At 74.5% G+C, this 24,676-nt stretch carries 18 protein-coding genes; 13 read left to right on the top strand and 5 right to left on the bottom strand.

Annotated elements, in window-relative coordinates:
• Positions 1-69 precede the first annotated feature (69 nt).
• Together ACZ3YO_RS13070 and ACZ3YO_RS13065 are read left to right on the top strand one after the other, a co-directional pair.
• Positions 70-3,309: a non-ribosomal peptide synthetase gene (locus ACZ3YO_RS13070; protein ID WP_465568692.1), complete on the top strand. Its 3,240-nt coding sequence runs from the start codon at positions 70-72 to the stop codon at positions 3,307-3,309.
• A complete protein-coding gene (locus ACZ3YO_RS13065) occupies positions 3,306-3,713 on the top strand; it encodes a hypothetical protein (RefSeq protein WP_465568690.1) in 408 nt (135 codons plus the stop codon). The genes ACZ3YO_RS13070 and ACZ3YO_RS13065 overlap by 4 nt, the downstream gene beginning before the upstream one ends.
• A 64-nt stretch (positions 3,714-3,777) precedes the next feature.
• Here ACZ3YO_RS13065 and ACZ3YO_RS13060 read toward each other — a convergent pair whose 3' ends face one another.
• Entirely contained in the window at positions 3,778-5,199 is a 1,422-nt protein-coding gene (locus ACZ3YO_RS13060; RefSeq protein ID WP_465568687.1) for a hypothetical protein, read from the bottom strand.
• Between the two features lie 268 nt (positions 5,200-5,467).
• On the opposite strand from ACZ3YO_RS13060, the gene ACZ3YO_RS13055 reads away from it, so the two are divergent.
• Together ACZ3YO_RS13055 and ligA are read left to right on the top strand one after the other, a co-directional pair.
• Complete coding sequence (locus tag ACZ3YO_RS13055) at positions 5,468-6,136, top strand: ScbR family autoregulator-binding transcription factor (RefSeq protein WP_465568684.1); 669 nt, start codon at positions 5,468-5,470, stop codon at positions 6,134-6,136.
• 331 nt (positions 6,137-6,467) lie between these two features.
• Positions 6,468-8,549, top strand: coding sequence for an NAD-dependent DNA ligase LigA (gene ligA, locus ACZ3YO_RS13050; protein WP_465568849.1), 2,082 nt, complete (start codon positions 6,468-6,470; stop codon positions 8,547-8,549).
• A gap of 300 nt (positions 8,550-8,849) precedes the next feature.
• Here ligA and ACZ3YO_RS13045 read toward each other — a convergent pair whose 3' ends face one another.
• On the bottom strand, positions 8,850-9,509 hold the full coding sequence (locus tag ACZ3YO_RS13045; protein ID WP_465568681.1) for an HAD-IA family hydrolase: 660 nt from the start codon (positions 9,507-9,509) through the stop codon (positions 8,850-8,852).
• Positions 9,510-9,804: 295 nt separating this feature from the next.
• Between ACZ3YO_RS13045 and ACZ3YO_RS13040 the strand changes: the two genes are divergently transcribed.
• The 5 genes from ACZ3YO_RS13040 (at position 9,805) to ACZ3YO_RS13020 (ending at position 14,110) form a co-directional block, all read left to right on the top strand.
• A complete protein-coding gene (locus tag ACZ3YO_RS13040) occupies positions 9,805-10,560 on the top strand; it encodes a putative protein N(5)-glutamine methyltransferase (protein ID WP_465568678.1) in 756 nt (251 codons plus the stop codon).
• Between the two features lie 276 nt (positions 10,561-10,836).
• Complete coding sequence (locus ACZ3YO_RS13035; RefSeq protein WP_465568676.1) at positions 10,837-11,640, top strand: GNAT family N-acetyltransferase; 804 nt, start codon at positions 10,837-10,839, stop codon at positions 11,638-11,640.
• A 251-nt stretch (positions 11,641-11,891) separates the two neighbouring features.
• Positions 11,892-12,803, top strand: coding sequence for an NAD(P)H-binding protein (locus tag ACZ3YO_RS13030; RefSeq protein WP_465568674.1), 912 nt, complete (start codon positions 11,892-11,894; stop codon positions 12,801-12,803).
• A 159-nt stretch (positions 12,804-12,962) separates the two neighbouring features.
• On the top strand, positions 12,963-13,535 hold the full coding sequence (locus ACZ3YO_RS13025) for an anthrone oxygenase family protein (protein ID WP_465568672.1): 573 nt from the start codon (positions 12,963-12,965) through the stop codon (positions 13,533-13,535).
• Positions 13,536-13,708: 173 nt separating this feature from the next.
• Positions 13,709-14,110, top strand: coding sequence for a hypothetical protein (locus ACZ3YO_RS13020; RefSeq protein ID WP_465568669.1), 402 nt, complete (start codon positions 13,709-13,711; stop codon positions 14,108-14,110).
• A 92-nt stretch (positions 14,111-14,202) separates the two neighbouring features.
• Here the strand turns inward: ACZ3YO_RS13020 and ACZ3YO_RS13015 are convergent, their stop codons facing one another.
• Together ACZ3YO_RS13015 and ACZ3YO_RS13010 are read right to left on the bottom strand one after the other, a co-directional pair.
• Positions 14,203-15,339, bottom strand: a complete 1,137-nt coding sequence (locus ACZ3YO_RS13015; protein ID WP_465568666.1) for a chitinase — start codon at positions 15,337-15,339, stop codon at positions 14,203-14,205.
• A gap of 236 nt (positions 15,340-15,575) precedes the next feature.
• On the bottom strand, positions 15,576-16,076 hold the full coding sequence (locus tag ACZ3YO_RS13010; protein WP_465549668.1) for an anthrone oxygenase family protein: 501 nt from the start codon (positions 16,074-16,076) through the stop codon (positions 15,576-15,578).
• A 199-nt stretch (positions 16,077-16,275) separates the two neighbouring features.
• Here ACZ3YO_RS13010 and ACZ3YO_RS13005 point away from each other — a divergent pair, with 199 nt between their 5' ends.
• The 3 genes from ACZ3YO_RS13005 (at position 16,276) to ACZ3YO_RS12995 (ending at position 21,622) form a co-directional block, all read left to right on the top strand.
• Entirely contained in the window at positions 16,276-17,283 is a 1,008-nt protein-coding gene (locus tag ACZ3YO_RS13005) for an AraC family transcriptional regulator (RefSeq protein WP_465568662.1), read from the top strand.
• Between the two features lie 399 nt (positions 17,284-17,682).
• Entirely contained in the window at positions 17,683-20,469 is a 2,787-nt protein-coding gene (locus ACZ3YO_RS13000) for an MXAN_6230/SCO0854 family RING domain-containing protein (RefSeq protein WP_465568659.1), read from the top strand.
• Between the two features lie 445 nt (positions 20,470-20,914).
• Entirely contained in the window at positions 20,915-21,622 is a 708-nt protein-coding gene (locus ACZ3YO_RS12995) for an MOSC domain-containing protein (RefSeq protein ID WP_465568656.1), read from the top strand.
• Positions 21,623-21,709: 87 nt separating this feature from the next.
• Here ACZ3YO_RS12995 and ACZ3YO_RS12990 read toward each other — a convergent pair whose 3' ends face one another.
• The gene (locus ACZ3YO_RS12990; RefSeq protein ID WP_465568653.1) at positions 21,710-22,906 is read right to left on the bottom strand and encodes an MFS transporter; all 1,197 of its coding nucleotides are present in this window, start codon (positions 22,904-22,906) and stop codon (positions 21,710-21,712) included.
• Between the two features lie 451 nt (positions 22,907-23,357).
• Here ACZ3YO_RS12990 and ACZ3YO_RS12985 point away from each other — a divergent pair, with 451 nt between their 5' ends.
• Positions 23,358-24,659: a hypothetical protein gene (locus ACZ3YO_RS12985; RefSeq protein WP_465568650.1), complete on the top strand. Its 1,302-nt coding sequence runs from the start codon at positions 23,358-23,360 to the stop codon at positions 24,657-24,659.
• The last annotated feature ends 17 nt before the right edge of the window (positions 24,660-24,676 follow it).

Here is a 24,676-nt window from a genome sequence, read left to right as displayed (position 1 = left end):
CCGCCTGGCGGGGCGCCCCGCCCGCGTCCCCCACTCCGTGGCACTCCCGACCCCCGAAGCGAGTTGTCGATGCCTGACCGCACCCACCGCACCCTGGAACCGAAGGCGACCGCGGCCGCGGCCGACCGCGCCGACCGCGCCGCATCCGTCGTACCCGCCGTACCCGCCGTACCCGCCGTGCCCGCGTCTCGCGCGCAGCAGGGTGTCTGGCTCACCGAGCGCCTCGGCGCCGCCCGCACCGGCTTCCACATGCCGCTGCGGATCACCTTCGACCGGGTGGACGCCGCCGCCCTGGCCGCCGCCTGCGCGGCCGTGGCGGAGCGGCACCCGGCGCTGCGCGCGACCCTGGCCGAGCACGACGGCACGCTCGAACTGCGGCCCGCCGAGGACGGGTTCACCGTCACCGAGGCCGACGCGGCCGCCGACGGACGGGACGGCCTGTCCAAGCTGATCGCCGAGGAGACAGCGAGGCCGTTCGCCCTGGACGCCGGACCGCTGGCCCGGTTCACCCTCTTCCACGGCCCCGGCGGGCGCGCCGACCTGCTGGTCGTCGCCCACCACGCCGTGTTCGACGGCATCTCCAAGGACGTCCTGGTCGCCGACCTGGCCGCCGCCTACAACGCCCTGGTGGCGGGCGCCCCGGCCGGTCCTGCGGCGCGTGGCGTTCCGGAGCACGGCCATGACGGCCTCCCGGAGCGCGGCCACCCGGTCGCGCCGGCCCCCGAGGCGGCGCTGATTCGCGAGGCCGCCGACTGGTTCGGCCCGCGCTGGTCCGACCCCGCCGACGTGCTCCTGCCCGGCGTCCGCCGCACCGCCCACGGCGCCGGCCCCGGCGAGGCCGTGACCCGGACGCTCGACCCCGCTACCCTCGGCGCGGCCGCGCGTGCCTGCGGGGTGACCACCTTCGAGTTCCTGCTGACCGCCCTGCACGTGCTGCTGCGCCGCTACGGCAACACCGACACCCCGGTGGCCCTGCCACTGTCCACCCGGACACCCGAACTGGCAGGCGCGATAGGCCTGTTCGTCAACGAGTTGCCGCACCACGCGCCGCCCGTCGGCGAATCGGCGCCCAGCTTCGCCGAGTTCGCCACCGCCGTCCGGGCCGGCCTGCGCGAGCTGTACCGGTTCCGCACCGTGCCGCTCGGCGCCGCGGTCGGCGGTCTGACCCCTCGGGTCGGCCTCACCCCGGTCTCCTTCGGCTACCGGCGCCGCGCCGTCGACCCCGTCTTCACCGGTGCCGGGGCCCGCGTCGACTGGATGCTCTTCAACGGCACCGCGCGCAACACCCTGCACCTCCAGGTGGTCGAGGCTCCCGACGGGTGCCTGCTCAGCCTCCAGTACGACCCGGTCGTCCTCGCCCCCGAGGCGGCCCGGCGCATCGCCGCCCACCTCGGCACACTGCTCGCCGCGGCGATCGCCGACCCGGCCGGCGCCCTGGACGCGTTGCCGCTGCTGGACGCCGCCGAGCACCACCTCGTCACGGAGGCCTGGAACGACACCGCCCGCCCCTACCCGGCGGACCGCACCGTGGTCGACCTGTTCGACGCGCGGGCCGCCGCGACCCCGGAGGCGGCCGCCGTCACCGCCGCCGACGCGACCCTCGCCTACCGCGAACTGCGCGAGCGGTCCGTCGAACTGGCGGGCCGGCTGGCCGGCCTCGGCATCGGCCCCGGCTCGCTGGTCGCGCTCCACCTGGACCGCACCTCGCGGCTCCCGGTCGCCCTGCTCGCCGTGCTCCGCACCGGCGCCGGCTACCTGCCGCTCGACCCCGGCCACCCCGCCGACCGGCTGGCCTTCGTCCTCGCCGACTCCGGCGCCACCCTGCTGCTCGCCGACGGCGCACTCGGCGCCGAGGTCGCGGCCGCCGCCCCCGTAGTGCTGCGGCTGGACGAGCCGGCCGACCCGGGCGCCGCGACCGGGCCGACGACCGCGCCCGGCCCGGATGACCGTGCCTACGTCCTCTACACCTCCGGCTCGACCGGACTGCCCAAGGGCGTCGCGGTCGGGCACCGGGCGCTGGTCAACCTCCTCACCTCGTTCGCCGACCGGCTCGGCTCCGGCCCCGAAGACGTCTGGCTGGGCCTCACCTCGCTCTCCTTCGACATCTCGGGGCTGGAGCTCTACCTGCCGCTGATCACCGGCGGCCGGCTGGTCCTCGCGCCGGACGGGCTCGCCCTGGACGGCCCTGGTCTCAACGCGCTGATCCGCCGCGAGGGCGTCAGCCACGTCCAGGCCACCCCTTCGGGCTGGCGGGTGCTCCTGGCCGGCACGGAAGGCTCCGGGCCCGGGACCGTCACCGGGCTGGCCGGCACGGAAGGCCCCGGGCCCAGGCCCCTCACCGGGCTGGTCGGCGGTGAGGCGCTCCCGCTGCCGCTGGCCCGCGAGCTGCGGGCGCGGACCGCTCGGCTGCTCAACGTCTACGGGCCCACCGAGACCACCGTCTGGTCCACCTGCGCCGAGATCCCCGCCGAGCCGGAGCACGTCGGCATCGGCCGCCCCATCGCCAACACCCGCGCCCACGTCCTCGACCCGCACCGCAGGCCACTGCCCGTCGGCGTCGCCGGCGAGCTGTACCTGGGCGGCGACGGGCTCGCCCACGGCTACCTGGGCCGGCCCGAGCTGACCGCCGAACGTTTCGTCGAGGACCCGTTCGGCCCGCCCGGCTCCCGCCTCTACCGGACCGGGGACCTGGCCGCCTGGACGGCCGAGGGCGAGCTCGACTTCCTCGGCCGGATCGACCACCAGGTGAAGATCCGCGGCCACCGGATCGAGCTCGGCGAGATCGAGGCCCGGCTGCTGGAGCACCCGGCCGTCGCCGAGGCCGCGGTCACCGTCGACCGGGACGCCGCCGGTGAGCCGCGCCTGGTCGGCCACCTGGTGGCCGACCCGTCCGCCGGGGAGCTGCCGGCCCCGGCCGAGCTGCGCGAACACCTGCGGCGGACGCTGCCCGGCTTCATGGTGCCGCAGCTGTTCGTCCCGCTGACGGCCATGCCGCTGACGCCCAACGGCAAGCTCGACCGGCGTGCCCTGCCCGCGCCCGCCGCGGTCGAACCGGTCGCGGTGCAGCCGCCCGCGGAGAGCGCCCCGGACCAGGTCACGGCCGAGCTCGGTGCGATCTGCTCGGAGGTGCTGGGCATCCCGGACATCGCCGCGGACGAGGACCTCTTCGACCTCGGCGCCCACTCGTTGATGTTCATCCAGATCGGCGCCCGGATCCGCAAGTCCTTCGGCGTGGACGTCGACCTCGACGTCTTCTTCGACACCCCGACCGTGGCCGAGATCGCCGAGGCCGTGAAGGAGCAGTTGTGACCGAACAGCCGAACACCGGTGACCCGCGCGCGGGCCAGCCGAACACCGGTGACCCGCGCGCCGGCCAGCCGAACACCGGTGACCCGCGCGCCGGCCAGCCGAACACCGACCGCCGGAGCGTCGACCGTGCGGACGCCCTGCTGGCCGTGCTCGCCGGGATCGTCGCGGACGCCAGTGACGGCGACGTGAGCGCCGCCGACCTGCTGGCCGCCGCCGACGCGCCGTTCGTCGCCCTCGGCATCGGCTCGCTCGCCCAGCTGCGCCTGGTGGACGCGGTGGAGACGCGCTACGAGGTCTTCCTCGACCTCGACGGGGACGGCGACTTCCTGCTCAGCCTTGCCGCGCTCGCCGAGCACCTGGTGGCCGAGCACGGGGTCGCGGAGGCGGGCGCCGTCGCGGGCTGAGCAGGCCGGCGAGGTCCCCGGCCCGCGCGCAGCGGGCCGGGGACCTTCGTGCCCCGGACGGGGATCAGTCCGCGGCGGCCGCCACCACCCGGGCCTCGACCGCGCGCAGCAAGGGCTCCACCTCGACGGCCGGGACGAACCGGGTGTCCACCAGCAGGGTGGCGACCGCCTCGCCGTCGCGGTGCGCCAGACCGAAGAAGAACTTGCAGTCCTGCCGCGCCCACCGCGACCGCCACCCGAACCGCCCGGCCGGCAGGTCGCCGAGGGCCGCGCCCTCGGGCGAGGGGGAGCGGCCCGGGGAGCGCTCCGGCTCCCGGTGGTCGTTGAAGAGCGCGTTGAGGTCCATCGCGGTGCCGCGCCGGCTCTCCTCCGCCAGCACCGCCGCCGCCAGCGCGCCCGGGTCGTAGTGGCCGTGCCGGGAGGTCTGCAGCTGGGAGCGCCAGGCCTGCCGGGCGAGTTCGTCGAACTCGCCCGCCGTGCCGAGCACGACCAGCCCGTTCTGGGCGAAGGCGCCGACCGCCGTCCGCTGGGCCTCGCTCACCCGGTTGCCCAGGATCACCTTCAGCGGCACCGCCGAGGCGCCCGTGCGCGCGCCCAGCTCCCGTGCGACGGCGGCCAGGACGACCGCACTGGCGGAGGTGCCGGTGCGCACTGCGGCCACCCGGCTCGCCAGGTCCAGCCGGGGGCAGACCAGTTGGCCCTCCCACCACCGCTCGGCCTCCCCGGGGCCGGCCTCCTGCGGCCAGAGCGAGGCCGGGATCGCGGCCAGTTGGCGCGTCCAGAGGGCGAGGGCCGCCGCGCTCCTGGCGGTCGCCTGCGGGCCCGCCTCGTAGCCGGCCTGTTCCCTCGGCTGCCGGCCCGGCACCGGCGGGGGCAGGGTGCCGGGGCTGCGTCGCTGCTGGGCGAGGAGGCGGCGCAGGTCGTCCCGGACCACCTGGGCGCCGGTGCCGTCGGCGGCGATGTGCGCCACGGTCAGAACGGCTCCGACGACCAGCCCGTCGACCAGGACGGCAGTGACCCGGACCGGGAGGCCCTCCCCGGCGGGGCCCTCCGCGTCCGGGTGCGCCACCGCCTGAGGTGTCGCGCCCGCGAGGAGCTCGAAGCGGCGCGCCTTGTCCTGTGCGGTGACCCGCTCCAGCGCGGCGGGCAGCGTCTCGCGGTCCTGGGTCGTGACCAGCCGGACGGGCAGCGTGCCCGCCCCGCGCAGCACCTGCTCCAGGGCGCCGTCGGGGCCCGTGCGGTAGAGGGTGCGGAGCGACTCGTGCCGCTCCAGCAGTGCCCGCACCGCCGTGCCGAACGCCGCCGGTTCGACCGGGTGGCGCAGCTCCAAAGGCAGCGCGATGTTGAAGTAGTGGTCGTCGGGCGCGTACCAGGTGATCGGCGCCCAGATCGTCCGCTGTCCCCAGGTCGCCGCGGTGATGCCCTGCGTGAGTCCGTCGAAGCGGACCTCCAGTCGCCCGTCCGCCGGCCGTCCACCGTCATCCATCGGGATGCCCCCCGTCCGCGTCCACCCGAAGTGGTTCAGACCAATATGTGGCACCGGATCCTAGGCCACCGCCCCGCGTGCGGCTACCGTCCCGCTGAAAGCGTGTACCAATACCGCACAGTTGGTTTTCTCGAGAGGTCGTCATGACGGGCCGGGGTCGAAACAGCGGATGCAGTCCGGGATATCGCCGCAGTTAAGATACGGGCTGTCTGGTTTTGTTCAATCGCTGTGGTGGGTGGGTGGTCGTGTGGTGCGGCAGGAGCGGGCGGTGCGGACGCGCCGGCTGATTCTGGAGGCAGCGGCTTCGGTCTTCGACGAGTTCGGCTACGAGGCGGCGACCATCGGCGAGGTGGTGGCCCGGGCCGGCGTGACCAGGGGAGCGGTCTACTTCCACTTCGCGTCCAAGCGGGAGCTGGCGCAGGGCGTGGTGGAGGAGCAGTTCGTCCAGGATGTCATTCCCGAACGGGCTTGCAAGCTCCAGGAGTTCGTGGATACCGGGATGGTGGTCGCGTACCTGATGCCGCGCGATCCGCTGCTGAGCGCGGGCGCGCGGCTGTCGTTGGGGCAGGACAAGCACGGCGACCTGGGCGGGGGAGCGATCCCGGGGTGGATCGATCGGCTGGAACAGCTGCTGATCGCCGCGCGGGAGCGGGGCGAGCTGCTGCCGCAGGTGGTCCCGGCCGACACCGCCTGGCTGGTGACGGCGGCCTGGACGGGGGTGCAGATCCAGTCGCAGAGACTCTCCGGCCGGGCGGACCTGGAGCGGCGGGTCGCCGGGCTCTTCCAGCACGTGATGCCGACCGTGGCGGTGCCGGGTGTGCTGGCCGCGTTGGAGATGGATGCCGGTCGGGGTGCACGCGTGGCCGCCGAGGTGTCCGCCGCGCGCGCCGCCGTCGGCGCGCGCGAGGGGTCGGGCGCCGACGGGTCGGACGCCTAGGGGGAAGGCGTCGGGGCCGAGCGCTGAGGGGTGGGCGTCGGGGCGGGTATCGGAGGCAGGGTCTCCGGGGGCAGCCGGCGAGCCCGCAGGATCATACAGCGCATCCGGTTTTCCACTGGCAAACCGCTCGTCCCGTTTTCTGGAGGAGGGGCGGCTGCTGCCCTGCCCGGTGCCCGGGGCGCGGGCTCCTGCCGTGGGCGGCCCCCGTCCATCGTCCGACCGGTGCCGATCCCGGGCGGACCGGGCCCCCGGGCCCGCCCTGGCCGCCCGGTCGGTCCACCCGCCGGCCGAGGCTCGCACTCCAGCTCGATTGTCAGTGGCCGGCGCGATGATGGTCGGTATGAAGGACGCAGCCACCATGGCCTCTCCCGCTGCCCTGGCGTCTCCGGACGCCTACGCCGACGCCGTCGCCACCGCCGTGCGCGCCGCCGCCGCGTACTACGCCGACGGCTCCACCCCGCTCGGCGACGACGAGTACGACGCCCTGGTGCGCGCCATCGAGGCGTACGAGGCCGAGCACCCGCAGGAGGTACTGCCGGCGTCGCCGACCGGCAAGGTCGCGGGCGGCGCGGCGGTCGGCGACGTCCCGCACTCGGTGCCGATGCTCTCGCTCGACAACGTCTTCTCCGCCGAGGAGCTGGAGTCCTGGGCGGCCGGGCTGGAGCGGCGGCTGGGCCGGCCGGTCGCGGCCTGGTGTGTGGAGCCCAAGCTGGACGGGCTCGCGGTCGCCGCCCGTTACCGGGCCGGCCGACTGGCCCAGGTGCTGACCCGAGGCGACGGGCTCGCCGGGGAGGACATCACCCACGCCGCCGACTCCGTCCTCGGCCTGCCCGCCCGGCTCGCCGAACCGATCGACCTCGAGCTGCGCGGCGAGGTGCTGCTCACCCAGGAGCAGTTCGAGCACGCCAACGCCGTCCGCACCGAGCACGGCGCCACCCCGTTCGCCCACCCCCGCAGCGGCGCCGCCGGCACCCTGCGTGCCAAGGACCGGCCCTACCGGGTCGAGCTCACCTTCTTCGCGTACGGGGCGGTCGGCCTGCCCGGGCTCGACCACGGGGAGCTGCTGGCCCACCTCGCCGGGCTGGGCGCCAACACCGCGGCGAGCACCGTCGCCCGCCCGCGGCGCTGCACCACGCTGGACGAGGTGCGCCGGCGGATCGACGAGATCGCCGCCCTGCGCGCCGCACTGCCGTTCGGCATCGACGGCGTGGTGGTGAAGGCCGACGCGGTCGCCGATCAGGAGGAGGCCGGTTCCGGCTCCCGTGCCCCGCGCTGGGCGGTCGCCCGCAAGCTCCAGGCGCAGCACAAGGTCACCCGGCTGCTCGGTGTCGAGTGGAACGTCGGCCGGACGGGCATCATCGCGCCGCGGGCCGTCCTGGAGCCGGTGGTGATCGACGGTGTCACCGTCACCTACGCCACCCTGCACAACCCGGCCGACATCGAGCGCCGCGGCCTGATGATCGGCGACCAGGTGTTCGTCTACCGCGCGGGCGACGTCATCCCGCGGGTCGAGGCGCCGCTGGTGGACGAGCGGACCGGCGCCGAGCAGCCGATCGCCTTCCCGGCGGCCTGCCCGCGCTGCGGTGACGCCATCGACGCCTCCGAGCAGCGGTGGCGCTGCGTGCGCGGCCGCGGCTGCCAGGCCGTCGCCTCGATCATCTACGCCGCCGGGCGGGACCAGCTGGACATCGAGGGGCTCGGCGGCACCCGTGCCGTCCAGCTGGTGGAGTCCGGTCTGGTCGCCGACCTCGCGGACCTGTTCACCCTCACCCGTGAGCAGCTGCTCTCCCTGGAGCGGATGGGCGACACCAGCGCCGACAACCTGATCGCCGCCATCGAGACCGCCCGCTCCCAGCCGCTGAACCGGGTTTTCTGCGCCCTCGGGATCCGAGGCACCGGACGGACGATGTCCCGCCGGCTCGCGGCGCACTTCGGCAGCATGACGGCCATCCGGGCCGCCGACGCCGAGGCGCTCGCCGGAGTGGACGGCATCGGGGTGGAGAAGGCGGCCGTCATCGTCGCCGAACTGGCCGACGTGGCAGGACTCTTGGACCGGCTGGCGGCCCAGGGCGTCGGCACCGCCGTCACCGCGCCCGCCGCCGCCGTCATCGCCGCCGGCACTGCCGACGGGTCCGGCGCGGAGGAGGAGACCGGGGCGCCGGCACCGCTGGCCGGCCAGAGCGTCGTCGTCACCGGCACGATGACCGGGCCACTGGCGGAGTTGTCCCGCAATGCGGTGAACGAGCTGATCGAGCGGGCGGGTGGCAAGGCCTCCTCCTCGGTGTCCAAGCGGACCACGCTGCTGGTCGCGGGTGAGAAGGCCGGATCCAAGCGGGCCAAGGCCGAGGAGCTCGGGATCCGGATCGTCACCCCGGAGGAATTCGCCGAGCTGGTCGCCGACTACCTGGCCTGAGGACTCTGCCGACGGCTTCGCCCCCCAACGGCGTCGGCCCGCCGGCCCGGCCGGGCCGGACGACGGGGCGTCGGCCGCGCCACCGCGGCGGCGATGACGGCCGTCCCCAGCGGTATGGCCGCCTTTCCCGGACCGTTGCGGAATCCGCCACGATCGTGATGCCGGGCGCCGGGGCAGCCGGGGCAGCCGGGGCAGCCGGGGCAGCCGGGGCAGCCGGGGCGGCCGACCAGGCTGCCCCGACCCGAGGCGATTGCGACGGGAGCCGGCCGGCGCTGCGCGGAACAGGGGCGCGGGGTGGTCTCAGCGCGGGTCGGCTTCGGGTGCCAGGCCGAGGAGGGGTGTGAGCACCCGTCGAAGGTCGGCGGGCTCGCGGTAGAGCAGCCCGGTCATGCCGAGGCGGCGGGCCGCCTCGACGTTCTCCGGCCGGTCGTCGATGAAGAGACAGCGGCCGGGGGTCGTCCGGGCCCGGTCCGCGGCGATCCGGTAGATCTGCGGGTCGGGCTTGGCCGCGCCCACGCGGGCGCTGTTGACCACCCCGTCGGCGAGGTCGGCGAGCCCGAGCGCGGCGAGGTCCTCGTCGAGCCACAGCGTGGCGTTGGTGACGAGCAGGACGGTGCAGCGCTCCCGGACCCGGCGGAGCAGGTCGACCACGGCGGCGTCCACCCGGACCGTCGGCTGTGTGAAGGCGGCGGCCAGCTCGGCGGCCGCACCCGCCGGAACGCCGTCTGCGGCAAGCCGCTCGGCGACGGCCTGCGCCCACTGCTCGCGGGTGAGCGAACCGCTGACCAACGGCTCCACGACCCCGGGGCCGAAGGCGGCACGCGCGGTGTCGCCCTCGGACAGGCCCGCCGCGTGTTCGAGGCGGGCGGTCTCGCGGTGGTCGAAGAAGCGGATCACGCCGTCGATGTCGCACAGCACGGCGTCGAAGGGAGGCTTGCCGGAATCGATGGAGGTCGTCATCACCCCTGGATACCACCCCGGCCGGGCCCGCCGCCGGGAAGTGAGGCTGCCCGGGGGTGCGGTAGGGTTGCCGCGCCGAATGTGACTGCGGACTCGGGGAGGTGAGACCCATTACCGGTGTGTCGGAGCGGGTGCTCCCCGGGAACGGCCGTGACGGCGTGGCGCCGCACCTCTGACGGTGCCGTGCCGGTTCGGTGACAGTCCCTCGGGGAGCCCTGGCGGATGGTTTCTTCTGCCTGGTCTTTGAGGGGTTTCTCCTTTGTCTGTTTTTTCCTCTTCGCTGTTGCGTTCGTCCGTGGCCGCCCGTCTGCGCGCGGCCGGGTGTGTGTTCGCCGAGGACGAGGCGCGCATTCTGCTCGACGCCGCGGCGACGCCGGCGGAGCTGGCGGTGATGGTCCGCTCCCGCGCGCAGGGGCGCCCGCTGGAGCACGTGGTCGGCTGGGCGGAGTTCGCCGGTCTGCGGGTGGCGGTGGACCCGGGTGTCTTCGTGCCCCGGCGCCGCAGCGAGTTCCTGGTCCGGACGGCCGCCGGGCTGACGCCCGAGGGCGCGCTCGTGGTCGACCTCTGCTGCGGCAGCGGCGCCCTGGCCGCCGCGCTCGCGGCCGTGGTCGGCACGCCGGTCGAGGTGTACGCGGCGGACGTCGACGAGGCCGCCGTCGGCTGTGCCCGCCGGAACCTGGCCGGCGTCGGCGGTCGGGTGTTCCAGGGCGACCTGTTCGAGCCGCTGCCCACCTCCCTGCGCGGCCGGGTGGACGTGCTGCTGGCGAACGTCCCCTACGTACCCACCGCCGACATCGAGCTGCTGCCCGCGGAGGCCCGCGTGCACGAGGCGCGCCCGGCACTGGACGGCGGCGCGGACGGCCTGGACGTGCTGCGCCGGGTGGCCGGGGAGGCACCGCAGTGGCTGGCACTCGGCGGGTCGCTGCTCTTCGAGACCAGCGAACGCCAGGCCCCCGAGGCGCTCGCCGTCGCCGGTTCGGCAGGGCTGGACGCGGTCCTCTCCTGGTGCGAGGACCTCGACGCGACCGTGGTGACCGCCACCCTCCGTTGAAGCCGCCGTGGCCGCCGTGGCCGCTGGAGCCGCCGCGGTCGCCGTGGCCGCTGGAGCCGCCGACGTTGCCGAAGCTGATCAGGCCGCTGACCACGGCCGGAGTCGCTGAGGCCGTCGAGGCTGTACCGGTGACCGGACCCGCCCGCCCGCCCGGCCGCCCCACTCGGCCGCCCCGCCTGGCAGCCCGTCGAGGCCCGGGCCGGGCGGCGGGCCCAACCGGGCCGCACCTGCGGAATTCGCTTGTCCTGATGGTCCCGGGGGTGGTGAGGTGCACGCATGAATGCGGATCATGACAAGCTGCTCGCCCTCCTCGACGCCCGGATGCGTCGCGGCGCCCAGCCCGAGACCCCCGCCGCCCGGATCGAGCGAACCGCGGACGTGGTGCGCCGGACCGGGCCCGACAGCGTCTGGAACGGCATCGTCTGGTCGGACCTCGACGCCGGGAGCGCCGACGCCGCGATCGCCGAGCAGGTGCGCCACTACACCGGGCTCGGCCAGGACTTCGAGTGGACGCTGTATGCCCACGACCGGCCGGGCGATCTCGCCGACCGGCTGTCGGCCGCCGGCTTCACCCCGGATGAGAGCGAGACCCTGCTGGTCGCCGACATCGCCGACGTCCTCCGCCGCACCGCGGCCACGGACGCGCCGGCCGGGATCGAGCTGCGCGAGGTCACCGACGAGGCCGGTGTGGCGCAGGTGGTCGCCGTCCACGAGCAGGCCTTCGGCACCGACGGCACCCGGCTGGGCCGACGGATCCTGGCCCAGCTCGCGGAGAGCCCGGACACCTTCCGCGTCCACCTCGCCGTCGCCCACCAGGACGGCCGCGAGATCCCGGTGTGCTCGGCCAGGATGGAGCTGCACCCCGGTACCGGATTCGCCGGCCTCTGGGGCGGCGGGACGCTGGCCGACTGGCGGGGGCGCGGCGTCTACCGGGCGCTGGTCGCCCACCGTGCCCGGATCGCCGCCGACCTCGGCTACGAGTACCTCCGCGTCGACGCCTCCGACCAGAGCCGTCCGATCCTCGAACGCCTGGGCTTCGCCGTCCTGACCACCATGACCCCGTACCAGTACCAGGTCTGACCGGGCGGCCGACCGGGGCGCGTGCTGTCGGGGAACGGCCGGTCGGAGGTCGCTCAAGGCCTGTTCGACGGCGCTCGGCCGGCGCCACCGCGCGTGGGCGGCTCGCCGGAGCGGCGTTGAGCCGGAGCCAGGTTGAATCGGAGCGGTGCCGAGTCGGAGCGGCGTTGAGCCGGAGCCGCGTAGACGCGTGCGTATGGAGCTGAGCTCGGCGGCTATGGTCCGCCGGCCCGCGGTGGAATTGACTGGTTGCCATGACGGATGACGCGCAGACCACGCAGACCACGCAGACCGTGCAGACGACGGAGACCACGCAGGACGCGCAGCAGCGCCCCGCCGCCCGTCCCGGGGGCCCCGCCGGCCTCCTCGTCCTGGTGACGGGCGGGACGGGGAAGACCGGCCGACGCGTGGCCGAGCGTCTGGCCGCCCGCGGGCGGGACGTGCGCATCGGCTCGCGCACCGCCCCAGTCCCGTTCGACTGGAACGACGAGAGCACCTGGGCGCCGGCCCTGGAAGGGGTCCGGGCCGTGTACCTCTCCTACTACCCGGACCTCGCGTTCCCGGGGGCGGTCGAGGCGGTCGGGGCCTTCTCCCGGCTGGCGGCTAAGGCCGGCGTGGAGCGGCTCGTCCTGCTGTCGGGCCGCGGCGAGGAGGCGGCCCGCGCCGCCGAGGAGACGGTCCGCGGGGCCGGCACGGGCTGGACCGTGGTGCGGTGCGCCTGGTTCAACCAGAACTTCGACGAGAGTTTCTTCCTGGAGCCGGTCCTGGCAGGGGAGTTGGCCCTGCCCACCGGAGCCGCGGTCGAGCCGTTCGTGGACGCGGACGACATCGCGGACGTCGCGGTGGCGGCGCTGACCGAGGACGGCCACGACGGCCGGGTGTACGAGCTGACCGGGCCGCGTCTGCTCTCCTTCGCCGACGTCGCGGCCGAGCTGTCGGCTGCCACCGGGCGGGAGATCCGGTTCACCGCCGTCACCGTGGAGGAGTACCGTGCGGTGCTGGCCGTGGCCGGGCTGCCGGGCGAGTTCGCCGAACTGTTCACGCTGATCCTCGACGGCCGCAACGCCCATCTGTCGGACGGTGTCCGGCGGGCGCTGGGCCGCGAACCCAGGGATTTCGCCGAGTTCGCCCGTGCTGCGGCCGCCACCGGCGTCTGGGACGCCTGACCCACCCCCTGCCCCGGCCCGGGGACCGTACGAGGTCCCCGTCGCCGGCGCCGGACCGCTGCTCACCGATGCCCGGGGCCGCCGTCCCGGGCCGCCGCCCGGGTCGGCCCCCGCCCTCCCGCCCGCCTGCCCCACCGCCGTCCGACCGAAGGAACCCCGATGCGCCACGACCAGACCACCGCCCCCGCCTTCTCCGCCGCCACCCCCGCCGCCCCGTCGGCGGCCGACGGCCGTGCCCGGGCCGCCGGACCGCTGCTCGCGACCGCCGCGGTGGCTATGGGCCTGATGGCCGGCCTCTTCTTCGCCTTCGACGTGTCCGTCATGCCGGGCCTGGCGAAGGGCGACGACCGGACGTACGTCACGGCGATGCAGAACATCAACAAGGCGATCGGGAACGGCCTCTTCGGCCTGGTCTTCGTCGGGGCGTTGGCGGTCACCGGAGCCGCCGCCTACCTCCAGTACCGCGCCGGGCGCCGCACCGCCGCGATCTGGGCCGGCGCCGCGACCCTGCTCTACCTTGCGGCGCTGATCGTCACGATGGCCGTCAACATCCCGCTCAACAACGAACTGGCGCAGGCCGGGGACCCGTCGCAGATCGCGGACTTCGCCGCGGTGCGCGCCCGGTTCGAGTCCACCTGGGTGGCCACCAACATGCTGCGCACCGCACTCTGCACGGCGGGTCTGGCCGCGCTGATCCGTGCCCTGTTCCTGCACGCCCGCGCCTCGCGCTGAACCGGCGCCCGGGGGCCGGGCCGGGTCGCGCCCCTGCGCGTCGCCGTGCTCCCTCTGCGCCCCCTCTGTGCTGTCGCCCAAGTCCGGTGGGGTGCCGGTGACTTGGCCGGGCAGGGTGGGTTCTAGAATCATGGCGGGCACAGCGACGACCCGGCGAAGGGGCGGCAGCCACCGTGAATCCCGCACTGCGACCGTTCCGTGTGGAGGGCAGGGCGATCCCGCTCGCCAAGTACCTTGCGGAGGAGGAGATAGGCGATCTCGTCGGTTGTTCGTGCATCGGCAACGAGGTGACGATCGACCTGTCCGACACGCACTTCCTGATCAGCCTGGTCGACCTGGGCGGGGCGCTGCGGCTCAACTTCCACATGGCGCACGACGGTCCGGCGCACGCTCGCTCCTGGAGCCGCGGGCTGCCCGCGGCGGCGGGGTCGCGCGAGATCGCCCGGCGGATCGCGCTGGACGTGGCCACCCTCGCCCGCGAACTGGCCCCCCTGCGCGACAAGCCCCCGACGCCCCCGATGCTCCCGAGGCCCCCGAGGCCCCCGAAAGGCCCGAAGCCCCCGACGACGCGCTGAGCGCCGCCGGGGGCTTCGGGCCGTTCTTCCGGGTGTTGTGCCGGGCTGCGGTCGGGGCGCGGGCCGGTCGCGCTCCGGGGTGCGCGGCCGGATCAACGCCCCTGGAGCGACTTGACGTTGTTGCCGAAGGTCCAGTTCTTGGAGCCGTCCCAGTTCAGCGACCACGTCATCAGGCCCTTGAGCTTGCCGGAGGCCCCGCTGCCGTACGTGTTCCAGGCCTGGGCCACCTGACTTGTCGTCATGTAGCCGCCACCCGCGCCGGGCTGGGCGGGCAGGCCCGGCACCTGCTTGTCGTACGGGACCTTCACGGTGGTGCCCTGGACGGTCAGGCCCTTGTCGAGGCAGTCGGTCTGGGCGGTGAAGCCCTGGACGGTGCCGGCGGAGTACGAGTCGCCGACGCAGCCGTACATGCTGCCGTTGTAGTACTGCATGTTCAGCCACCAGAGCCGGCCGTTGTCGGCGTACTTCTTGATGACCGGCAGGTAGGCGCCCCAGATGGAGCCGTAGACGATGCTGGCGCCGGTGACGTAGGCGGTCTCGGGGGCCATGGTGAGGCCGAAGCCGGCCGGCATCTGGGCGAGGATGCCGTCGATGATCCGGATCAGGTTGGCCTGGGAGGGGGAGAGGCTGGTGATGCTGCCGCTGCCGACCAGGCCGGTCTCGATGTCGATGTCGATTCCGTCGAAGTTGTTGGCCTTGAGGATCGGCACGATGGTGGCCACGAAGCGGTCGGCGACCGCGCTGGAGCCGAGGTCGATGCCGGCCGCGGCGCCGCCGATGGACATCAGGACGGTGAGCCCGGCGGCCTTGGCCTGGCACACCTCGGCGGGGGTGGGCACCTTGACGGTGCTGTCCATGCCGTCCTGCCAGAGGGCGGTGCCGTCGGAGAGGATCACCGGGAAGGCCGCGGTGACGACGTTGTACCCGTGCGCGGGAATCCGGCTGTCGGTGATCGGGACCCAGCCGAGCGGCGGGTGGACGCCGTTGGCCGCGCCGTCCCAGTTCTCCCAGTAGCCCTGCAGCACCTTGCCGGTGGGGCGGGACTTCACCGCGCAGGTGCTACCCGCGGCGGTGTTGCCGGCGGTGGCGGGCCCGGCGGCCGCTGCGGGGGCGGTGGTGCCGGGGGTGGTGGTGCCGGGTGCGGTGGAGGCGGCGGTGGCGGCGCTCACCGGCGCCGCGAGTGCGAGGGCCAGGGCGGCGCCCAGCAGCCGTACGGTCCGTCGGATCATGACGTGTGCTCCCTTTCCGGCCATGGCCCGGTGGGCCCGTGCGGGGGCCGGTGCGGGGGAGGGCCATGGCGAGTGACTGTGGGGGTGGTCGGCGGGAAGCCCGACCGCGGATGTCACGGCCCTGACAGGCGTGGGGTGCCCGGGGCGCGTACCGCGATCGCAGGGAAGCGTAGGAGCGCCCCTGACACAACGTCAATAGGTCTGGACCAATTCGGCGAGAACTGGCCCGGGCGGGCTCAGCCCGTCGCGTTGCCGTGCAGCACCAGCGCCCAGCACAGGCACCCGAGCGCCGCCGTGCAGAGCAGCGCCCGGGCCACGTTCCACCGCACCCACCGCGCCTCGAAGCGGCCGCGCACCGCCGCCGGGTCCGCGATCCGTCCCGGCTCCCCGGCGGCGGCCAGCGCGTCGTTCAGCGGAATGTTGATCACCCGCGTCACCACCAGCGAGGCCGCATAGAAGACCAGTGCCGCCACCACCGCCGGCAGAATCCGGTGCCCGTCGGCCGGCAGGTGCAGCGCCACCGCCACCGCCGTGGTCACCAGAGCCCCGACGAAGCCCAGCAGGAACCACCCGTTGAGAATCGCCACGTTGATGCGCTGCATCACGTCGATGAACGTCCGGTCCTCCGTCCCCCGCAGGCCCGGCATCACCGAGCACGCGTAGGCGTAGAACAGCCCCGCGCTCAGTCCGGTGGTGATCGTGGCGGCCACGAGCGCGATCACACGCGACAGTTCCATCGGGCTCATCCCTCTTTCCGGCCGGCGGCGTTGCGGCCGCGGCGTCGCTGCCGGCGGCCCTGCCGCGCACCCGCGTCGTCACCGACGGCAGTTGCTCTGCCGATCATCCACCGGACGGCCGGGCGCTGCCCGCCCGACTTCTCAAGACTCTCTCAAATGACGCCGCGTCAATCCATGTCCACGCGTCTAGGATTACCCCATGGACACGCTCACCGGCCTGCTCGACGGCCCCAAGGCCCGGGGCGCGTTCCTGCTCCGCTCGATCCTCAGCCCGCCGTGGTCCCTGCGGATCGAGGACGGCGCGCCGCTGGCGGTGGTCACCGCGGTCCGCGGGGACGCCTGGATCCTGCCGGAGGGCGGCGCCCCGGTGCTCCTACGTCCCGGCGACGTGGCGATCGTGCGCGGACCGGAGCCCTACACCGTCGCCGACACCCCGGAGACCCCGGTGCAGGTGGTGATCGGCCCGGGCCAGGCCTGCTCGCGCGACGGCGCGGACGTCTCCGCCTCGATGGCCCTCGGAGTCCGCACCTGGGGAGAGGTCCGGCCCGGCGACGAGAACCACTCCGTCCTGCTCTCCGGCACGTACCAGGCCGAACACGAGATCGGCCGGCGGCTGTTGGACCACCTGCCCACCCTGCTGATCCGCCCGGCCGGGGAGGACGCCGCCTCGACCGAGGACACCCTGGTCCGCCTTCTGACCACCGAACTGACCCGCGACGAGCCCGGCCAGGAGCTGGTCCTGGACCGCCTCCTCGACCTCCTCGTCGTCGGCGTGCTGCGCAGCTGGCTCGCCGCCCCGGACAGCGGCGCACCTGCCTGGTACCGGGCCCAGCACGACCCGGTCGTCGGCTCCGTCCTGCGGCTGATGCACGATGACCCGGCCCGTCCGTGGACGGTGGCCGCGCTGGCCGCCGAGGTCGGCGTCTCCCGTGCCGGACTGGCCCGCCGCTTCACGTCGCTGGTCGGCGAACCACCCATGGCCTACCTGGCCACCTGGCGGCTGGCCCTGGCCGCCGACCTGCTCCGCGACCCGGGACACACCGTCGCCTCGGTGGCCCGCCGGGTCGGCTACAGCAACGCCTTCGCCCTCAGCGCCGCCTTCAAACGGGTCCGCGGCCTCACCCCCCAGGAGCACCGCCGCCTCGCCGAGGAGGCGCCGCCCGCCGCACCGGCCCCCACCCCGGCCACGGTGGTCCTGGCCGGCTGATCCAACACGGTTGAGCACGCCGCCGCCCGGGCCGACGTGCCCTGACCCGCCGTGGTTCGAGCACGCCGCCGCCTGGGCCGACGTGCCCTGACCCGCCGTGGCCCGACCGGATCGCCGCCTGGGCGGCCTGGGCGGCCTGGCCGCCGGGCCAGCCGCGGGCCCGAGCACGCCGCCGCCTGATCCGGCGTGCCACCAGACTCGTGAACGGGCCCCGGAGGCGCGGCGGTTGCGCCGCCGCGAGGGCCGCGCATTAATCGGTGGGCACCACGGATCCGCTCGGCTATGGTGGCGCAGCGGGCGGCTCCGCGACGCGCTTCCTTCTCCACCACACCCTGACAATGTCAGCGCGTCCCCTTTCCGCCCCTCCTCTTCTTCCATCTCCCAGGGGGACCTTTTCGTATGCCCCGAGTCGCCTCGGCCATCGTCGACGTCGACCTCGACTGCTTCCTCCTCCGCCGGCGCGGCTCGGTCTGCGTACCGCCCGGCGACCAGCTCCCCGCCGCGGATCCGTGGAGCGTCCAGGGTCTGGTGGCCCTGGACGCCGACCTCGCCGGGCGCGGCTACCTGCTGACCGCCCGGCTGCGTTCCGCGCTGGCACGGCTCGCGCCCGTCCGGCTCGCCGAGGTGGGTGACGGGCTGCTCGCCCGGATCGACCACCTGCTCGGTGCGGACCGCCGCCACCTCGCGCTGTTCCGCCGGTTCCCCGACGCGGTGCCCGACCACGCGCACCTCGCCTACTCCCGCCAGATCCGGGCGTTCCTGCTCAACCAGCCCCGCCAGCCGTGCGCGCACTGCGGAAAGGCCGCCGAGGAGGCGGGCATCGGCGCCCTGGCCCTCTGCGCCCACCTGCTCTGCGCCGCCTGCCACGAAGGCCTGGCCGCCGACGGGCGCGGCGGCCAGTGCCCGGTCTGCGGCACGCCGCTGGGCGCCGAGCCCTTCCTCGGCGAGGACAACCGGGCGGGCCGCAAGGCCGCCGAGGACTTCGGCGGCGAGCAGGTCCTGCGCCCGCTGCGACTGATCGAGGACGACGGTCTCACCGCGGCCACGGCCGAGTTCGACCGGCTGCTGGCGCGCCGCACCCCGCTGTCCCCGCAGGACCGTGACGACCTCGCAGCCCTGCTCGCCAACGCTCCCGACGACCTGGCCGAGCGGCTCCCCGCGCAGATTCCGCTGCGCGAGTCCAAGGCCACCGTGCTGGCCGCCCTGCTGCGCCGGGACGGGCAACGCGCCCTGCCCGTCCTGGCCGAGCGGATCGACACCGCGACGGACGTCCTGCGGCTGCTCTGGGCCTGGTCGGGCGCCGAGCCCGACCTCCTGCCGGCCACCGCCCGCCGGCTGCGCCTGCGCAACCTGTCCCGGCCGCTGCGCCGCGAACTGCTGGCGATCCTGGACGCGATGGGCCCGGCCGCGCTGGCCGAGGACCTGCGCCGCCACCGGTCGGCCTGGCTGCGGGCCGGCGAGCTGCTGCACCCGTTCGAACACCGCGGCCGCTTCCCCGCGGTCGCGGCGGCCTTCTTCCTGCTGCGCGAGAACGATCTCCAACACCACCCGTTGGGCGCCGAGTTCACCGACCCACCGGCTCCGCTGCGCGCCGTCGAGACAGCCGGTCGCACCAGGCTGGCGTTCACCGGCTTCGCCGGGCAGGTCGAGGAACGGCTCGCGGCCGGCGACGTGACCGCCGCCGTGCGGGTGCTGGCCCGCAGGCCCGGCGAGCTGGTCCGGCGGCTCCACCACGTCCTGCGGGTGCACGCGGCCACCGCGCCCGGTGCCGCCCTCCCCGAGGAGCTGCTGCGCACCGTCGGGCCCGCGCTCGGCCGGGTCGCTCCGGGTCCGCTGCTCGGCGCGTACGGGCGGCTTCGCGGCCCGCGCACCCAGGGCGAGCGGCGGCTGTACTTCCCCCGTGGGACGGTGTCGCTGGCGCACGCCAAGGAGGACCACGGCACCGTGGTGCCGGCCGGACTGAGCGGCCAGGTCTGCGCGTTGATCGAGGCGGAGCTGCTGCGCCGGGCCGCAGGCGACCGGTACGACGTGGCCCTGCTGGACGAGGGCCTCGACGACCTGGTGGCCCCGTTCGCCGAGCGCGCCGCCGCCCGCACCCTGGTCAGCGTGCCGCGCGGTAGCCGCCAGCGACTGCCCCGGGGCGACCGGCTGCGGCTCTTCCTGCACTGGATGCAGCCCGAGCACCTGCGCGTCGACCTCGACCTGTCGCTCGCGCTGTACGACGCCGACTGGCGCTTCACGGGGCTCTGCGACTACACCCAACTGGTGCACGGCGACCGCGCCGCCGTCCACTCCGGGGACTACGTCAGCGCGCCCCCGCCGCACGGCGCCACCGAGTTCGTCGACCTTGACCTCGCGCGGCTCGCGGCGGACGGCTCCCGCTACGCGGTGATGATCGTGTTCAGCTACAACGACGTGGCGTTCGAGCAACTCACCGACGCGTTCGCCGGATTCCTCCAACTGGGGGAAGGCGCCGGGAGTGGCACCGGCCACTACGACCCCAAGGCCGTCAGACAGCGGCTCGACCTCGCCGGGGACGCCAAGGTCTGCGTCCCGATGATCATCGACTTGGCGGACCGCCGGTACACCTGGACCGACCTCAACACCGGTGCCGACGGCGGCTTCCACAGCGTCCGCCGCTACCACGAGGAGGTCGGCCGCCTCAGCGAGGACGTACTCACCCACTTCTCGCCGGGCAGCCGCGCCACCCTGTGGGACCTGGCCGGCGCGCTGGCCGCCGGGTCGACGGATGAGGTCGTGGTCCGCGACCGGGACGGCGGTGGCGCGGGAGGCGGCGGTGGCCGTGGGGTCCGAGTCTGGCGCCGCCGCTCGGCCGAGCCGGCCGCGGAGTTCGCGGCGCGCCTGCGCACGCTCCGCGACCCGGACGACGCGTATCCCGCCGCGCCCGCGCACCTCGCCCGACTGCTCGCCCGGCGGCGGGCGTTGGTCGCGCTGGTCGACGGCGACATCCCGGCACCGGAACAGCTCTCGGGCACCGCGTACCGGCTCTACCCCGGGCCGCTCGACGCCGCCCCCGAGTCGCTGGACCGCCTCACCGCCGGCGACCTGGTCGCCCGCTTCGCCCCGTCGGACGCCGACCGCAAGGACCGACCAGGCGTGTCTCAGAAGCAGATCGCGCGTGGTGGTCGGTGGGGCGCGGCGTCTCGTCCGTCCAGCCTCGCATGAGCCGGTCGCGCCGGACCTGGTCGGCGACGTCGATCGGGCATACGGCAATCCCGTCCAGCAACGGGGCTGAGGGGGCCAGGACTTCGCCCAGCGGCGAATTCCCGGACAGCAGCAGGTCCATTCCACGGGTCTGATACTCCAGCGCGCGGCGGCCCCACAGTCCGGTCATGCGATTTCACCAGTGGGGAGGAATCGGAGGGACCGGAACACCGACTTCGTCGAACTCATGCACCACGGTCCCGTCCAGTCGGTCGGCGACGGCGACGGCGAGCCTGGGATTGCCCGCGCACCCTGGATCCGGTCAGCTTGAGCAGCACAGGGCCAGGGGCGGCCGCCGGCCGTGGCCCTCTCGATCGGGTCTTCCTGGCGGCCCCCGTCGTCGGATGTGCCGCGTGGCCGGGAAATGAGTCGCGGCAGCGTTGACGGACCCGTACCGTCACCTCTCATGAAGCTGCTCTCCGTCAATGTCGGCAGGCCCCGGCCCAACCCGTGGAAGGGCCTGAACGCGACGGGAATCGACAAGCAGCCCGTCCACGGCCCGGTCCCCGTCACCGCGCCTGGCCCCAAGGGCAGCGGCGAGGTCGGCCTCCTTGGTGACCGGGTGTACGACGTGAAGCACCACGGCGGCGTCGACCAGGCCGTCTACGCCTACGCGCGCGAGGACCTCGACGCCTGGGAGGCCGAGTTGGGCAGGCCGCTTCGGAACGGCGTCTTCGGGGAGAACCTCACGAGCCTGGGCCTGGACGTCAACGGGGCCCTGATCGGTGAGCGTTGGCGGATCGGGCCGGACGTCGTCCTGGAGGTGTCGTGCGCGCGGATCCCGTGTGCCACCTTCCAGGGCTGGCTGGAGCGCGACGGCTGGATCAAGCGCTTCACGCAGGCGGCACGGCCCGGCGCGTACCTTCGCGTGATCGAACCCGGCGATATCCGCGCGGAGGACGCGGTCGAGATCGTGCACCGTCCCGACCACGACGTGACCGTCGCACTCGTCTTCCGTGCGATGACCTTGGAACCGGACCTACTGCCGCGACTGCTGGTCGCCGAGGCCCTGCCCTTGGAGGGCAAGGAACTGGCCCGCAAGCGCTCCACATGGACACCGGCCAGAGGGATCGCCTCCACGGACGAGGGGACGGAATCCAACGTCGGTGTGTGAGGACAGAGCCGGACTCCCTCGCGACCGCACACCGTGCGCTGACTGCCCATGACCACTGGACACCAGTGGACTCCCCGGAACCGCACATCAGTTGGCGTCGAGCAGCGGGGCCTCGCCTGACCGGCCCTGTGCAGCGCCGGCCGTGTCCTGGCTCGTGGGACGGGTCCGCTCCGCCCACGCGGCCACCGGCGGGCCTGCCGCCCCCAGAGCCGCGAAGAACGCGCCGAGCAGCAGCCAGCCCGCGTGTCCGAGTCCGAGGACTACTGCCGTCAGGACCACCGGGGCCAAGGCCTGTCCGGCGCCGAAGCCGATGCCGAAGAGGCCCTGGTACTGCCCCTGGGCGTGGTCGGGGGCGAGACCGAAGGCGAGCGTGTAGCCGCCCGACGACTCCCATACCTCTCCGAGACTGTGCACGCAGACGGCGAGGACGGCGAGCCCTGGCGCGACCCAGGCCGGAACGTCCGCGGTCAGGGCCATCAAGGGGCAACTGGCCAGGAAGAGCAGCCCGGCGAGGCGGAACGCCCGGCCGCCCTGGCGCGGTGTTTCCACCCGGGAGCCGATCCTGCTCTGGAGCAGCACGCACACCCCGCTGTTGACCGCGTAGACCGCCGCCACGGTCCAGCGGGGCGCGTCGGTGTGCGCGGAGAGCCAGATCGGCAGCAGCAGGGAGACGGTCTGGTACTGCAGGCCCATGGCGCCGTAGAGCGCGACGAAGGACACGTACGGCCGGTCGGCCAGGACCGCCCAGCCGTGGTGCTCCCGGGGCCGGGACAGGGGTTGGTAGTTCGGGACGCCGACCAGGGCGATCAGGCCGGCGCAGGCGAAGCTGGCGGCGTTGGCGAGGATGAGCGCGGTGTATGCCGCGCGGGTGTCGACCGAGACGGCGAAGGCGGAGCCGAGGGTGCCCAGGACCACACCGAGGTTGACGAACGTGCGGAGTCTCGCCCTGAACGCGGCCGGGCGTTCGCCGCCGACGCGGGCCATGAGCGCACCGCCCGCGGCGCCGCTCGCCGTTGCTGCCAGCCGGTCCAGGGTGGCGATGAGCGTGAACGTGACCCAGCTGTGGATGAAGACGAAAGCGGTCATCGTCGCGGCTTGCATCGCGAGGGTCGTCAGCCAGACCGTGCGCGGCCCGTACCGGTCGGCCAGATTCCCCGCCGGGATCCCGGCCAGGAGCCCGGTCAGCCCGGCGATCGTGAGGCCGAGACCGACCTGTGCGGCGGGAAGGTGCACGACCAGCGTGAAGTAGAGCACCGCAGCGCTGTTGAACAGTCCGTTGCCCACCCGACTGACGAAGCTCGAGATGATGAGAGCCCGCTGTGGACCGTTTGCCGCCGGCACGCTGGACATTCGCTCTCTGGGGCCCTTCCCGATCATGCAGAGCAGGCTAGCAGCACCCCTTCCGGGACCCTCCAGGTGGCCTGGGGCGTCTCCTGACTCGCTGGCTCGTCGTGCCTGACGTCTCACACTCGACGCCCGGGCCCGCTTCGGCCGCCGGTGGGCGTCCGTCGCGATTCATTTCGCCGGCGGCGCGGGAAAGCCATTCCGTGCTGCTGATGGGGCGGGAGTTTCCGCTGCGTCCGGCCGCGGGTCGGTTTCCGGACAATCCCCGGCAGGTGGGGGGAACCCGGAAGGATTACGGCGGTCGGCACGTTGGTTTTCCTGGCCGACGGGGCATTGGGAGCCCGTAGGCCAGGCCCGTTACCTCGGTGGTTGATGGCAGAAATGAGATGCCATGGACAATTTCGACGGTGAACTCCCCCAACGAAACCCGGTGTTCTGCTCCCGCATCGGCGCGGTTCTCGACCTCGACCGTGACGACCTCGGACACCCCGCACATCCCGGCCTGTGGCAGCAGCTGCTCGCCGACCGCAGGCCCGTCGAACAGCGCGGCCTGTACTGCCCGGACTGCCTGGAGAACCGGCCGGACCGGCCCGAATGGATGTACGTCTACGAACGCGGCGGGCTCCGGATCGCCGCCCACCACAATCCGGTCCGCCGCCACCACTACTTCGAGAGCGACGCGCACCAGGCGTACCGGGAGCGGTACGTGCGGGCCGCGGAGGCCGACGGCCACCGGGTCGAGGTCGCGGCGGCCGGCGGACCGGGCAGGCGCCGGCCCGAGGTGCTGGTCACCGGTGCGGGCGGTCGCCGGTACGGGTTCCGGCCCCAACTGTCCTACCTCGCCGCCGGAACGGCCCGCGAACGCGACGCAGCCGCCCGCGCGGCCGGGATCACCGCCGTCTGGCACACGGTCGACGCCGGTGCCCCGCTGATCGACGCCGTCCACTGGACACGCACCGACAACCTCCCGGCCGCCGCGATCCGCGACCGCCGCGACCTGCTCGTCCGCGGCGGCGTCCGCGCCCTCACACTGGAACGGTGCGACCGCACCTCGGCGTCCTGCCCGCCCCGGGGGAGCGGCAACTGCAGGCACCACCACCCGCGTTGGGACCCGAGGGGCCGCCAGTTCGACGACCTCGTCCGGGACATCGCCCGCGGCGCCTACGTCCCGCTCACCCTCAGGACCGGCCGCGGGCTGCACCGCTTCTGGGCCTCCACCACCGACCGGGACACCTTCCTCGCCAACGGCGGCGTCCTCGCCGACCACGCTGCCGGCCCTGACGACCCTGACGACCCTGACGCCGGACGTGCGACGGGCTCCCACCCGCCGCACGCCACCCCGCGCGGGCGGCGGGGCGTGCAGTGCGTCCTGGACCGGGCCGAGCGCCGGCACCGCCGGTACGACGCCCGCCCGCCACGCGACACGGGCGAGCCCCTCAGGCCGGCGCCGACCGCCGTGCCGCCGACCGCCGTGCCGCTCACCGCCGTGCCGCCCATCGCCGCACCCGCACCGGTGCGCCCCGAGCGGCCGCCCGTGGCCCCGCTGCGCCCGGGCGTCTGCTCGGCGGGCACGACGCCGTGCGGCGCCAAGGCCCGCCTCTACCCCGGCGGGTGGCTCTGCGAGAGGCACCGCCCGGGCGCCGACTTCGGACGACCGGGGGTGGTACGGGCCGACGCCGGCCCGGCAGGCTGACGCACACCCCGCCGCAT

This window comes from Kitasatospora sp. NPDC022785 (assembly GCF_055561295.1).
Note: the sequence above shows the minus strand (reverse complement) of the source record. Positions and strands in the feature narration are given on the sequence as shown.

Excerpts from the sequence above, each read along its gene's own strand:
- ACZ3YO_RS13015 (WP_465568666.1), bottom strand. The coding sequence starts at position 15,339 with ATGATCCGACGGACCGTACGGCTGCTGGGCGCCGCCCTGGCCCTCGCA.
- ACZ3YO_RS13045 (WP_465568681.1), bottom strand. The coding sequence starts at position 9,509 with ATGACGACCTCCATCGATTCCGGCAAGCCTCCCTTCGACGCCGTGCTG.
- ACZ3YO_RS13070 (WP_465568692.1), top strand. The coding sequence starts at position 70 with ATGCCTGACCGCACCCACCGCACCCTGGAACCGAAGGCGACCGCGGCC.
- ligA (WP_465568849.1), top strand. The coding sequence starts at position 6,468 with ATGGTCGGTATGAAGGACGCAGCCACCATGGCCTCTCCCGCTGCCCTG.
- ACZ3YO_RS13000 (WP_465568659.1), top strand. The coding sequence starts at position 17,683 with ATGCCCCGAGTCGCCTCGGCCATCGTCGACGTCGACCTCGACTGCTTC.
- ACZ3YO_RS13030 (WP_465568674.1), top strand. The coding sequence starts at position 11,892 with ATGACGGATGACGCGCAGACCACGCAGACCACGCAGACCGTGCAGACG.
- ACZ3YO_RS13005 (WP_465568662.1), top strand. The coding sequence starts at position 16,276 with ATGGACACGCTCACCGGCCTGCTCGACGGCCCCAAGGCCCGGGGCGCG.
- ACZ3YO_RS13010 (WP_465549668.1), bottom strand. The coding sequence starts at position 16,076 with ATGGAACTGTCGCGTGTGATCGCGCTCGTGGCCGCCACGATCACCACC.
- ACZ3YO_RS13060 (WP_465568687.1), bottom strand. The coding sequence starts at position 5,199 with ATGGATGACGGTGGACGGCCGGCGGACGGGCGACTGGAGGTCCGCTTC.
- ACZ3YO_RS13035 (WP_465568676.1), top strand. The coding sequence starts at position 10,837 with ATGAATGCGGATCATGACAAGCTGCTCGCCCTCCTCGACGCCCGGATG.
- ACZ3YO_RS12995 (WP_465568656.1), top strand. The coding sequence starts at position 20,915 with ATGAAGCTGCTCTCCGTCAATGTCGGCAGGCCCCGGCCCAACCCGTGG.
- ACZ3YO_RS12985 (WP_465568650.1), top strand. The coding sequence starts at position 23,358 with ATGGACAATTTCGACGGTGAACTCCCCCAACGAAACCCGGTGTTCTGC.
- ACZ3YO_RS13025 (WP_465568672.1), top strand. The coding sequence starts at position 12,963 with ATGCGCCACGACCAGACCACCGCCCCCGCCTTCTCCGCCGCCACCCCC.